This is a genomic window from Patiriisocius sp. (genome assembly GCF_051252435.1).
In the GTDB taxonomy this organism is placed as follows: Bacteria; Bacteroidota; Bacteroidia; order Flavobacteriales; family Flavobacteriaceae; genus Patiriisocius.
Map to the genome: position 1 here is coordinate 1 of NZ_JBPOFW010000009.1, position 12,022 is coordinate 12,022.

12 protein-coding genes and 1 tRNA gene are annotated in these 12,022 nt (G+C 37.2%); 8 read left to right on the forward strand and 5 right to left on the reverse strand.

Annotated elements, in window-relative coordinates; translation table 11 throughout:
• Positions 1-21: 21 nt before the first annotated feature.
• On the forward strand, positions 22-114 hold the full coding sequence (locus ACSHW7_RS14710) for a hypothetical protein (RefSeq protein WP_235906147.1): 93 nt from the start codon (positions 22-24) through the stop codon (positions 112-114).
• Between the two features lie 303 nt (positions 115-417).
• Here the strand turns inward: ACSHW7_RS14710 and ACSHW7_RS14715 are convergent, their stop codons facing one another.
• Both ACSHW7_RS14715 and ACSHW7_RS14720 read right to left on the reverse strand, forming a co-directional pair.
• On the reverse strand, positions 418-1,923 hold the full coding sequence (locus tag ACSHW7_RS14715) for an OmpP1/FadL family transporter (RefSeq protein ID WP_435680128.1): 1,506 nt from the start codon (positions 1,921-1,923) through the stop codon (positions 418-420).
• 26 nt (positions 1,924-1,949) lie between these two features.
• Positions 1,950-3,011, reverse strand: coding sequence for a hypothetical protein (locus ACSHW7_RS14720; protein WP_435680129.1), 1,062 nt, complete (start codon positions 3,009-3,011; stop codon positions 1,950-1,952).
• 102 nt (positions 3,012-3,113) lie between these two features.
• On the opposite strand from ACSHW7_RS14720, the gene proS reads away from it, so the two are divergent.
• The 3 genes from proS (at position 3,114) to rpsT (ending at position 5,015) form a co-directional block, all read left to right on the forward strand.
• On the forward strand, positions 3,114-4,586 hold the full coding sequence (proS, locus tag ACSHW7_RS14725) for a proline--tRNA ligase (protein WP_435680130.1): 1,473 nt from the start codon (positions 3,114-3,116) through the stop codon (positions 4,584-4,586).
• Between the two features lie 80 nt (positions 4,587-4,666).
• Positions 4,667-4,738: transfer RNA gene (locus ACSHW7_RS14730), tRNA-Glu, on the forward strand.
• Between the two features lie 25 nt (positions 4,739-4,763).
• On the forward strand, positions 4,764-5,015 hold the full coding sequence (gene rpsT, locus ACSHW7_RS14735) for a 30S ribosomal protein S20 (RefSeq protein ID WP_435680131.1): 252 nt from the start codon (positions 4,764-4,766) through the stop codon (positions 5,013-5,015).
• Positions 5,016-5,122: 107 nt separating this feature from the next.
• On the opposite strand, the gene coaD is transcribed toward rpsT, so the two are convergent.
• Positions 5,123-5,563: a pantetheine-phosphate adenylyltransferase gene (gene coaD / locus ACSHW7_RS14740; RefSeq protein ID WP_435680132.1), complete on the reverse strand. Its 441-nt coding sequence runs from the start codon at positions 5,561-5,563 to the stop codon at positions 5,123-5,125.
• Positions 5,564-5,619: 56 nt separating this feature from the next.
• Positions 5,620-6,609 carry a D-alanine--D-alanine ligase gene (locus ACSHW7_RS14745; RefSeq protein ID WP_435680133.1) on the reverse strand — a complete coding sequence of 330 codons (990 nt, stop codon included), beginning with the start codon at positions 6,607-6,609 and terminating at the stop codon, positions 5,620-5,622.
• Positions 6,610-6,736: 127 nt separating this feature from the next.
• On the opposite strand from ACSHW7_RS14745, the gene ACSHW7_RS14750 reads away from it, so the two are divergent.
• Positions 6,737-7,327 (forward strand): PASTA domain-containing protein, encoded by a 591-nt coding sequence (locus tag ACSHW7_RS14750; RefSeq protein ID WP_435680134.1) that lies wholly within the window; start codon positions 6,737-6,739, stop codon positions 7,325-7,327.
• A 3-nt stretch (positions 7,328-7,330) separates the two neighbouring features.
• On the forward strand, positions 7,331-8,380 hold the full coding sequence (locus ACSHW7_RS14755) for an RluA family pseudouridine synthase (RefSeq protein WP_435680135.1): 1,050 nt from the start codon (positions 7,331-7,333) through the stop codon (positions 8,378-8,380).
• Between the two features lie 48 nt (positions 8,381-8,428).
• Here the strand turns inward: ACSHW7_RS14755 and ACSHW7_RS14760 are convergent, their stop codons facing one another.
• On the reverse strand, positions 8,429-10,180 hold the full coding sequence (locus tag ACSHW7_RS14760) for a T9SS type A sorting domain-containing protein (protein WP_435680136.1): 1,752 nt from the start codon (positions 10,178-10,180) through the stop codon (positions 8,429-8,431).
• Between the two features lie 293 nt (positions 10,181-10,473).
• On the opposite strand from ACSHW7_RS14760, the gene yaaA reads away from it, so the two are divergent.
• Positions 10,474-11,235: a peroxide stress protein YaaA gene (yaaA, locus tag ACSHW7_RS14765; RefSeq protein ID WP_435680137.1), complete on the forward strand. Its 762-nt coding sequence runs from the start codon at positions 10,474-10,476 to the stop codon at positions 11,233-11,235.
• A 187-nt stretch (positions 11,236-11,422) separates the two neighbouring features.
• Entirely contained in the window at positions 11,423-11,944 is a 522-nt protein-coding gene (locus ACSHW7_RS14770; RefSeq protein ID WP_435680138.1) for a uracil-DNA glycosylase family protein, read from the forward strand.
• Positions 11,945-12,022: the final 78 nt, after the last annotated feature.

Genomic DNA, 12,022 nt, shown 5'->3' on the forward strand with positions numbered 1-12,022 from the left:
GACGGTACCTACAACGGCAACGTGCTGCCATCGAGCGACTACTGGTTCAGGGTGGAGTACACCGAACAGGAGGTGAGGAAGGAGATAAAGGGACATTTTACCCTGAAGAGGTAAGAATTCTGAACAAAGGAAAAACCCCGCCACATGACATTGTAGCGGGGTTTTTTGCTTTTTTGAATAGTTCGGCCTTGGTAACGCAAATTTTTTATGGGCGGGATTTCAGAAGTGGAGCAGATTATTTTTTTTGATTCCTCTCCGTTATAAAAACTTTTAATTTATGCTTATTTAGAAAATATCTTTGATGGTTAAATGTTTATCAAGGATGAACCTAATGTTAGCAATCGAGAGTCTTAGGCTCATCTAATTTTAATGAATGGAAATTGATTTGTGTGATATATTTCCAAAAAGAATAATTTTCTAAAATTTGAATCCGAATGTCAAAGCAGCATTACTAAATGTTGTGCTTGATGCAAAAGGGGTGGTTAATCCGTAAATAGATTGAATTCTATCTTGTTCAGCTCTAGCATAAGATCCATCTATGGAATAACGACCCCAATTATAGCCAAGTCCAAGCGAAAAACCAGTTAAGCTACTCATGATTTCTTCATTTACATAAGGACTTTCTTCATATCTAAATCCACCACGAAGGCTTACTTTTTTAATTCTATATTCTCCACCTATTTTAATGGAAGAAGCCGCTTTCAGATTATTTCTGATTTCTTCATTCTGAGCATCAAAAACGCCATCGTTAAACTCTGAATCAAATTCAATATTTCCGTAGTCTTTGTACGAATAATCAATACTAATAAGTCCTTTGTTTCCGAAAATATATGCAGCGCTCGCACTTAAATTGCCTGGTGTTCTTAAATAATAATCTTCAAAGATATTAATTATGTTTGGGTCTATAAATTCGGTAATTGTTTCGTTATCAATTGTTCTTATTGAACTAAGGCTTTGACTTGTTTCTTCAGAAATTTGATACCAAGTAGGCGTATCTAAGGTAAGTCCCACTCTTATATTGTTGAATTTACCAATGGCTCCAAGTTGTGCCGAAAATCCTGAACCTAGGACAGAAAGGTTGTTTTCAAAGCCTATTGCATTAATAGTGCTGCCTGAAATTTCATTTCTTTCTCTAATTAATGTGCTTTGGTCATAATCGATAACATGCGAGTTGAGATTTACTCCAAAATAAAAATTGTCTGTAAATTGAGTAGAAACATTTATCGTAAGTTTACTATTTCCACCTTGTGATAAGTAGGCGTAATCTTGGTCAACATTACCATTCGCAACATTAGAAGTGTAGACGCCATTATTATTTTCCACGGGGTCAAAAAGAAAAGCTTGATAGCCCAAGAATGCATTTTGTGCAGAAGTTCCTTCCGTGCTTCCTAAAAACGAATACAAATCAGCGATACTTTCTCCGTTCTGTAATTCTAATAAATCTAGAGGGACACCATTTGCTTGATTTACAAAAAAGTTTGCCAGTGAGTTGTTTCCAGTGCCGCGAACAAAAATTTCATCGCTATAGTTATTAGTGGAATTATAATTAAGACCGATTGTAAATTTTTTCCAATCAGACTCAGTATTTCTATTTTTAATTACGAAAACGGCACCAGCTTGATTGAGCTGAGCGTCCGTATCAATAGACCTTTCATTATTTCCTAAAAATCTAGTAGCATTCTCTCTATCATTAATGGCAACGGAAACCGTACCTTCTGATTGTAAAAATACCGAACTACCAGCGGGATTTATTCCTATGGCACTTACATCGCCGCCAAGGGCTCCAAAGGCTCCGCTCATAGCTTGAAACCTAGCGGTTCCATAAGAGCCGTCCTGTGAGTACCTCAATCCATCTGTAATATTTTGAGCGTTTGCAATGGTCATAGCAAATGCCATTACAAACAAGAATTGTATTCTTTTCATAATTTATTTTTTTAAATATGTGAGGATTAGTTTCCTCTTCCGCCACCTCTTCGGCTTCCGCCACCTCTAGAAGCGCCACCGCTAGAACGCGTCCTTCCTCCCGTGCTTCTTGTTGAACTAGAGCGCGAGGGAGAAGATGAACGTGTTGAACTTCTTCTTGATTGCACCGCGGGTCTTGTTGTTCTTGGAGAAGAAACATTAGGTCTTGAAGAGCGCGTACTTCTTGAATTCATTGAACTTCGTCTTGATGTTGAAGTATTAGGACGGGTTCTTGAACTTTGGCTATTAGGGCGATACGTTGTAGTTTTAGCGTTTCTTGATCTGCTATCACTTCTACTTTCTCTAGAAAATCTTTGATTTGTAGCATTTGACCTACCTCTTTCTACAAGTTCTCTGTTGCTTCTTATACCATCATAATTTCGCGAACGGCTAGAATTACGTCCACTATAATAATCTGAATTTCTTCTTCCTCGAGTATATGCATATCCATTGTAGGGATTGCCATAGTATGGGTTGTAGTAATTATTGTAATATCCTCCATTATATATGGGGTATCCATATCCATAATATCCATAATATGGATATCCCCAGCCAAATCCGATACCATAATAAGGTCCATACCAATAATTTGAATAGCCCCAGCCAGCACCATACCACCAATAAGGCCTATTCCAGCCCCAAGCACCAAAGCCATTGTTAAATCCGTTATCATAAACATTAACTGTTACTTGACCTGAATTTTCACCCCAGCCAGCGTATTGGTCTTCTTCAACTTCTTCAATGATTATTTCACCTTCTTCATTAATGGATTCTGTTGTGTGATAGGCATCTATATCCGTAAAAATTGCACCTTCATCTGGTAAATCTTGATAAGAATCGGTTTTTGAATTAAAATATTGCTTGTAATAAGAGTCTTTTGAAGTATTCTCTCCATTTTCGGCAACAGTTTGACTTTGAGTTGCGTAAATACCGTCATTATCTCGATAATCACTTTCTTGATGTGCTCCGCAGGCTATAAAAAGTAGCGCGGAAAGCCCTAAAATAAATGAAGGAGCATTTTTCTTGAGAGTATTTATATTGAGTTGCATAACTGTATTGTTTTAATTGTTGAAACGTTTAAAAATAACTAGTTTTGTCGAAATAAACTAATTACTATACAGGTCGCAAGATTTGTGCCAAACTAACAGCTTATGGCGAAGAATTTAACAACTAGAAACGATGACTATTCCAAATGGTACAATGAACTTGTAATACAAGCGGATTTAGCTGAAAATAGTGGGGTTAGGGGTTGTATGGTTATAAAACCTTATGGGTATGCTATATGGGAAATGATGCAAGCCGAATTAGATCGAAAATTTAAAGAAACCGGACATCAAAATGCATACTTTCCGCTTTTTATTCCGAAGTCGTATTTCAGTAAAGAAGCAAGTCACGTTGATGGATTTGCAAAAGAATGTGCTGTTGTAACGCATTATAGACTAAAAACTGCTGAAGATGGTTCTATTGTTGTGGATGAGGACGCAAAACTCGAAGAAGAATTAATTGTTCGCCCAACATCTGAAACTATTATTTGGGATACCTACCGAAAATGGGTTCAATCATATAGAGACCTACCGTTGTTAATCAATCAATGGGCAAATGTTGTTCGTTGGGAAATGCGTACGCGTCTATTTTTGAGGACTGCAGAATTTCTTTGGCAAGAGGGGCATACTGCACACGCAACAGAAAAAGAAGCAATCGCTGAAGCAGAACAAATGATGAATGTATATGCTGAGTTTGTTGAAACTCATATGGCAGTACCTGTAGTTAAGGGCTTGAAAACCGAAAGTGAGCGTTTTGCAGGAGCCTTAGAAACATACTGTATCGAAGCTTTGATGCAGGATGGAAAAGCATTACAAGCAGGAACATCACATTTTTTAGGCCAGAATTTTGCCAAAGCTTTTGATGTTAAATTTGCTACAAAAGAAGGAAATCAAGAATATGTTTGGGCAACTTCGTGGGGAGTTTCCACGAGGTTAATGGGAGCGCTTATTATGACCCATAGTGATGATAACGGATTAGTGTTACCTCCAAAACTTGCACCACAACAAGTAGTCATTGTGCCTATCTATAGAGGAGAAGAGCAATTGGAGCAGGTAAGTGTTGTTGCAAATGAGCTAATGAAGGAACTCCGTGCTAAAGGATTACGTGTTAAGTACGACGATAGAGATACTCAAAAACCAGGTTGGAAGTTCAATCAATATGAATTACAGGGTGTTCCTGTAAGAATTGCTATTGGACCTAAGGATCTTGAGAATGGAACTTTTGAAGTAGCGAGAAGAGATACTTTGAGCAAGGAAATAATGAAAAAAGAGGCGGTTGTAGATAAAGTAGTTGCCTTAATGGAAGAGATTCAAAATAACTTGTTTGCAAAAGCAATAAATCACAGGAAAGAAAATACAACCACTGTTGCAACCTATGATGAATTTAAAAAAGTTATCAAAGGTAAAGGAGGTTTTGTGCTTGCGCATTGGGATGGCACTGCTGAAACAGAAGACCGAATCAAAAATGATACAAAAGCAACTATAAGGTGCATCCCTTTGGATGAAGATACCGAAGCAGGATCCTGTGTTTTTAGCGGAAAACCATCAGCTAGAAAAGTGCTTTTTGCAAAGGCATATTAATTTTTTTTAAAAAAAGTTATTTTGGGTTTGGAGCATTAAAAAAAGACTGTATCTTTGCAACCGCAAATAGCGAAAAAAACGGTCCGTTCGTCTAGGGGTTAGGACGCATGGTTTTCATCCATGTAACAGGGGTTCGATTCCCCTACGGACTACAAATAAAGTTAACAAAACAAAATTATGGCGAATCATAAGTCAGCATTGAAGAGAATTAGAAGTAACGAAGCAAAACGTTTACGTAATCGTTACCAACACAAAACAACTCGTAATGCGATGAAGCGTTTTCAAGAATTAGAGGACAAGAAAGAAGCAGAAAAAATGCTTTCTTCTGTAGAGTCTATGATTGACAAACTTGCTAAGAAAAATATTATTCATAGCAATAAGGCGGCTAACTTAAAGTCAAATATGGCTAAGCACGTAGCTTCGTTATAGAATTTTGAAACTTTTAAATAAAAAACGCTTCTAGGAAACTAGAAGCGTTTTTTATTTGCTGAAATTTTATTCTTTGACACTGATGAAATGATTGCGTTTTTTATATTCTATTTGGGTACAAGCGCACTAAAATCTCCACCATTTCTAGCAATGTCCCTCACAATTGATGAAGATATATAAGAGTACTCTGGGCTAGCGATTAAAAAAATACTGTCCACTCCGTTCACTTTATCATTGGCTTGGGCAATGGTTTGCTCGTAGGTAAAATCGGTGGGGTTTCTGAGGCCTCTTAAGATAAATTGTGCCTTTTGTTCTTTACAGAAATTTGCAGTTAACCCCTCATACGTAGCCACCTTGATCTTTGTTTGTCCTTTAAATGTAGAGGAAATGAATTCCATCCGCTTTTCTAAGGAGAACATATTTTGTTTTGAAGCATTTGTACCAATGGCAATTATAATTTCATCAAATAGAGGCAATGCTCTTTCAATAATATCAACGTGCCCCAATGTGATGGGGTCAAAAGAACCGGGAAATACTGCTTTTCTCATTTTTAAAGACCGTGGAGACGGGTAACTATTTAATGTACAATTATAAAGATATATAATTAATGCCAATTTTTAATTAAAGCATTTTCTATCAACATCCCAAAAAAGTCTCGCAACGGAATACCGGCATCTGCAGCTTGTTTAGGGATAATACTTTCTTTAGATAATCCGGGCGTTGAATTTGTTTCAATGAAATATGGAGTTCCGTCTTGAATTATAAATTCGCTTCTAGTTACTCCTTCCATATTTAAAATTTTATAGATTTTTAAAGCCTCCTCTTTGGCTTTTTTCATTTCGGAAGCCAAAATTCTTGCGGGTGTAATTTCTTGCGATTTTCCTAAATATTTTGCTTCGTAGTCAAAGAAATCATTTTCCGAAACTATTTCAGTAGGATTAAAAACATGCATTTTTCCTTGAAATTCATAAACCCCCACAGAGATTTCTGTACCTACTAACTGACTTTCAATGATGACTTCGGAGTCTTCTTTGAAGGCGATTTCAAGTGCCGGAATTAAATTTTCAATATTCTTCACTTTTGATATTCCGAAACTTGACCCTGCTCTATTTGGTTTTACAAAGCAGGGCAGTCCCACTTTATCAATGATAGCCTTCGTGTTAAAGTCGTCACCTTTATTTACATAAAAAGAAGTTGCGCAATTGATTCCAAAATTCTTCAAAACGGACAGACAATCACGTTTATTGAAACTCAATGCGGCCTGATAAAATCCAGTGCTGGTTTGAGGAATATTGAGTAATTCAAGGTACGCGGCAAGGTATCCATCCTCACCCGGTGTACCGTGAATGGTGTTGAAAACAACATGTGGAATGATCGTCTCATTTCCGAAGGTAAAACCAAAAGTACCTTTATCAATCGCTGCTTTTTCTCCGTCAGGCAAAACACAATTCCAGCCATCTTTGAGAATATGATAGTGGTACACATTATAAACATTTTTGTCCAGTGCATCTGCTACGACGCCACCACTTTTAAGTGAAATCTCAAACTCACTCGAATAGCCACCCATGGCAATCGCTATATTTTTTTTAGCCATAACAATTTGCGTAATGTTTCGTTTTAACTTTGTCTTTCTGCGGAAATAGTACCCCACAAAAATATTATTTAAAGGTAGAAAGATACTAACTTTAGGTTTCATATTTTTGCATCTTAATCCTTAGGCTATGTCTTTTTTTAAATTTTTGTTTACCAAAGCATTTTTGAAGCAATTGCTATACGCTTTAGTAGTTCTTATTGCATTGACATTCTTGCTTTTATGGTGGTTGAAATTCACTACAAACCATGGTGAGTCTATTGAAGTTCCTAACCTTTCAAAAATGACACTGGACAAAGTTGAGGAGGTGCTAGACGATGCAGATTTACGCTACGAAATCATGGACTCTGCGAACTACAATCCAGATTTTCCTAGGTATTCGGTGATTGAGCAAGTACCAAAAGCTGGGCATTTAGTGAAAGAAAATAGAAAAATTTACTTAGCATTAAACCCGTCTGGATATGCAAAAATTAGTATTCCTAAGGTTACTGGAAAAACGCTACGCCAAGCAGAACCAACATTATTGGCAATGGGTTTTAAGATTGGTAAAATTTCAAAAAGAGCGCACATAAGTGATCAAGTATTAGAATTGCGTTATAAAGGTTCGAGAATTAAGGAAGGAGATGCGATTGAAAAAACGTCAGAAATTGATATCATCGTGGGTGACGGTTCGTTGAACAGAGTACAAGAGGAGGAAGATGATAATACAGAGGAAAACTAAAAAATGACACAAGAAATCCAAGGGCCAGAAATTGAAGATGAAGGGAATGATGATTTGTACGAGCATTTTAAGTTTGTAGCAGATAAAGGACAACAACCGTTAAGGGTTGATAAATATTTAATGAATAAAGTAGAGAATGCGACGCGTAATCGTATTCAGAAAGCTGCAAAGGATGGTAATATTCATGTGAATGATGTTGCTGTAAAGTCAAGTTACAAAGTAAAGGCGAATGATGTGGTTAAGGTACTTTTTGAACACCCTCCCTATGAGCTTTTATTGACGCCAGAAAACATACCCATAGATATAGTGTATGAAGATGACGATGTTCTGGTCGTTAATAAAGAACCCGGAATGGTAGTTCATCCCGGTCATGGAAATTACAGTGGTACACTTATCAATGCATTAGTCTATCATTTTGATAACCTACCTAATAATAGCAGCAATCGCCCAGGATTAGTTCATCGTATTGATAAGGATACCAGCGGATTGTTAGTAGTGGCAAAGACTGAAGAGGCGATGACGCATTTGTCAAAACAGTTTTTTAATAAGACCACCGAGCGGGAATATGTTGCCCTCGTTTGGGGAGCGATGGAAGAGGAAGAAGGCACTATCGAAGGTAATATTGGTCGACATCCTAAAAACAGATTGCAGAATACTGTGTATCTTGATGATGAAGATTCAGAAAAAAGCAAACCTGCTGTTACCCATTATAAAGTTTTAGAACAGTTGGGGTATGTAACTTTGGTTTCTTGTAGGTTAGAAACAGGGCGTACACATCAAATACGCGTGCACATGAAACATATTGGGCACACACTTTTTAACGATGAGCGTTATGGTGGTGAGCGTATTTTAAAAGGAACTACCTTCTCAAAATACAAGCAATTTGTAGATAATTGTTTTAAGGTTTTACCACGACAAGCACTCCATGCCCGCACCTTAGGATTTAAACACCCCACCACCGGAAAGATGATGCGCTTTGAAAGTAAAATACCAGATGATATTGAGCAATGCCTCGAAAAATGGCGTAGCTATTCAAAAAATAGTGTAGAATAAAAAAATCCCGAAGTTGAATGCTTCGGGATTTTTTATCTGTTTGTTGGATTAGTTTTTAATCCACTTGGCCGTGTAGGAAGATGCTCCATCGCCCACTGTTATAAAATAAATCCCATTTGTAAAGGAGTTGAATTCATATTCCAACGGATTGTTTTTTTGGATGTTTACCGTTTCAGAAAATAATAGTTTTCCGCTAATGCTATGTACTTTTAATTCTGCTTCGTTTATGTCAAACGGAATCGAAAGCCTCACCATACCACTTGAAGGGTTTGGGGCAATCGTAAGACTTGAATTAATATCGTTTTCTGAAATTCCTAAAATTATCTCTTGGATTCTTCCATCTCTAAGATTGCTTCCTTTGTATCCATTGCTTAATATTTTGCTTGTATCGTAAGGAATATTTAAATTAAAAGTATTCACGAATGTTGAATCTACCGTTGCTCCAAAATTCAGCTTATAAGAATTAGCCGTTAAGTCCATCATTCCATCATTGTCAACATCACCTAATACTGCACCATTTAAAAACGTAAAACCAGGAGTTCTTAAAGGAAAACCATCAATCTCTCCGCTTCCGTCAACCGAATATGCATGTAAATAACCAACACCATCAGCGTCTGTGATGACACTTGAGAAAATAACTTCGGGGATATCGTCTTCATTGATATCTGCAATGGTAATAACGCCTTCGTTTCCTCCGTAATTTTCAACGGGAAAATTATTCAAATCTGAGCCATCTGGCGCTTGACCATAAATGGTGGGTAATGGAGTTCCGTCGTTGCTGGTATTTCTATTTCCGAAGAACAACTCATACGTTCCGTCATCATCTAAGTCAACTACAGTGGGTGGTGAATACGTCCATTCGTTAATCACAATTGGCCATCCTGCTGCATACGTAGCGTCAGAATTTAACACATAATATCCAGGACTATCTCCATGGTTTGAACCTATGATTTCAAGAGTTTCATTTCCGTCAAGGTCAACGAGCATAGGGGATTGATACGAATATCTTTTTGCTGGATCCACTAAAGGAAATCCGGGCAAAATGGTTCCGCTACTATCAAAGGCATACATTCCTGCTGACGATGCTGCGATAACAACATCCATGTCGCCATCATTGTCAATATCACCAATAGATGGCGTAAACGCAGGCGTTGCGGGAAGTGAGACTGGCCAGCCGGCATTGATTTCAGTACCATCAATATTTAAGGCATGTACAAAACCTTGCGTACTGCCAAAACGTTCACCGGTAACAATATCTAGCGTTCCATCACCATCAACATCTGCAATTGCGGGCGCATTTATCATCCATTTGTCATTAAAGCTTATTGGCCAGCCGGGAAGAGATTCTCCCGTGTTGTCCATTACATAAACCCGACCTACGGTTGTGGGGTATCCGGTGTTGAAAATGATTTCAGGTGTTCCGTCATCGTCTAAGTCAGCAATACTTGGCGGTAATAAAATGGGGCCTTCCACTGGCTTTTCAAAATAGATACTTCCATCGCCGTTTAATGCGAATAAAGTTGTGTCAATACCGTATAAAATTTCGTCAACACCGTCGCCATTTAAATCGGCTAGGGTTACACCTCTAGAGTTTTTAATTTGAGGGTTTGCTGGTTTTCCAAAAGAAAAAAGTAAATCTGCAGCAGCTGCTCTGTTGTTGGTTTGTTCGGGTAAAAGGACATCGCTAGTTGTAATAGTTCCGTCTTCGTTCAAGGTTGCTTTTTTACCCATTTGTTGCGCTGTTAGCGGAAAAATGACTAAAAATGCACTTAATGATAAAAGTAATTTTTTGGTTTTCATAATTGAAGAGTTTAATGTTCGACCTAAAATTGGAAAATATATTTCATTAATCGCGTTACTTGTATGTTAAAATAAAATACCGCTTGTTAAAATAACTAGTTTAGGATTGCTTATAGAAATATAAATTAGGTTGATATGACTCTTTGGTATCTTTTAGTTTGTCATCGTATCTTTACATAAACAGATTGCTGTGATAATTACTTCTGAAATAGTAATGAATGGAAATAATCTAGTTTGATTAAAATTTCCGAAGCAATTAAAAAGCTTTAAAAGAACATCGAAAAAGTAAAAAAATGAAAATAGTAGTATCGCCAGCCAAGTCGTTAGATTACAAAAATAAGTTACCCACCACAAGAGGAACACAACCCAAATTTTTAGAACAAGCCGAAACGTTGAATGCAAAACTCGAGCGAAAATCTAAAAAAGCGGTGGCAGATTTGATGGATATAAGTGATAAGCTAGCCGAACTCAATTATCAACGTTACAAAGATTTCACCGTGCCTTTTACAAAGAGCAATGCTAGGCCAGCGGCTTACGCATTTGCGGGGGATGTTTACACGGGTCTCGATGTATATACTATTAAGGAAGAAAAAATTGATTTGCTACAAAACACCTTGCGCATTCTCAGCGGGATGTACGGAGTACTTCGCCCATTAGACTTGATGCAGCCATATCGACTTGAAATGGGGACCAATCTAAAAATACAAAGGAATAACAATTTATATGAATTTTGGGGAAACACAGTTACCGAAACTTTAAATGATGAATTAGAGGAAGGCGAACTTTTTCTCAACCTCGCAAGCCAAGAATATTTTAAAGTAATAAATCCCAAACTTCTAAAAACTGAAGTGATTTCTCCAGTTTTCAAAGATTTCAAAAATGGAAAATTGAAGATTATTTCATTTTATGCGAAGAAGGCGAGGGGAAGCATGGCTCGTTATGTCATCGATACAAACGCTCAAACACTGGAGGACATCAAAGGGTTTGACTATGATGAGTATCGTTTTAGCGAAGAACACACGGAGAATGAAAATGAGCCGGTATTTATAAGGTAAAAGTTATTTAGGATTTGTTTCAACCATTAAAAACAAAAACATCTTTCTTCATACCCATCCATATTCTCCCTTTGTTCAAGAATCAACCACAAAACTAATTGTTGGCACGTTACCGCCTCCCCGTTTTACTACGGGAGCATTAAAAGAAAGAGATGTCGATTTTGGTTATGGCAGTCGTGACGGACAATTGTGGCCCATTCTTGATGCAATTTTTAAACTTGACTTACATTATGAAACTACCCAACAAGCCATTGACGAGCGCAAACAATTTTTAATTGAGGAAAAAATTGGGATTTGCGACATTGTAGAATCTGCAGTGCGCGAGAAAGTGGACGCAAGTGATTTAGGGATGCAAGACGTTCAATTACGGGACGTGGTTGGAGTGCTTCGGAAATTTCCAAAGATTGACACTTTATTATTTACCGGTGGAAATAGTAAAAATGGTCCCGAGTATTTTTTTAGAAGACATTTAAAATCTTATAACCTCAAACTACAACTTCTAAACAATGAAGTACCCCGAATTCACCAACTCAAACTCCCCAATTCAAACCGAATTATCCAAACCGTTTCATTAACAGCACCATCAGGAGCTGCAAATAGAGCAGTGGGCAGTTTGGCTCCTTACAAAGAAATGAAGCAAAAATTTCCGAAGAAAAACACAGTTGATTTCAGAATTGAACAGTATGCACCTTTTTTTCAGAAAAATTAAATTTCTAAACTACTCAAATTATAGGGTGGTATCTTTTAGATGAAAATATAAATTAATATTAATTGAATGTTACCTTAA

Coding starts and splice junctions, on each gene's coding strand:
- ACSHW7_RS14715 (WP_435680128.1), bottom strand. CDS start 1,923: ATGAAAAGAATACAATTCTTGTTTGTAATGGCATTTGCTATGACCATT.
- ACSHW7_RS14720 (WP_435680129.1), bottom strand. CDS start 3,011: ATGCAACTCAATATAAATACTCTCAAGAAAAATGCTCCTTCATTTATT.
- proS (WP_435680130.1), top strand. CDS start 3,114: ATGGCGAAGAATTTAACAACTAGAAACGATGACTATTCCAAATGGTAC.
- rpsT (WP_435680131.1), top strand. CDS start 4,764: ATGGCGAATCATAAGTCAGCATTGAAGAGAATTAGAAGTAACGAAGCA.
- coaD (WP_435680132.1), bottom strand. CDS start 5,563: ATGAGAAAAGCAGTATTTCCCGGTTCTTTTGACCCCATCACATTGGGG.
- ACSHW7_RS14745 (WP_435680133.1), bottom strand. CDS start 6,609: ATGGCTAAAAAAAATATAGCGATTGCCATGGGTGGCTATTCGAGTGAG.
- ACSHW7_RS14750 (WP_435680134.1), top strand. CDS start 6,737: ATGTCTTTTTTTAAATTTTTGTTTACCAAAGCATTTTTGAAGCAATTG.
- ACSHW7_RS14755 (WP_435680135.1), top strand. CDS start 7,331: ATGACACAAGAAATCCAAGGGCCAGAAATTGAAGATGAAGGGAATGAT.
- ACSHW7_RS14760 (WP_435680136.1), bottom strand. CDS start 10,180: ATGAAAACCAAAAAATTACTTTTATCATTAAGTGCATTTTTAGTCATT.
- yaaA (WP_435680137.1), top strand. CDS start 10,474: ATGAAAATAGTAGTATCGCCAGCCAAGTCGTTAGATTACAAAAATAAG.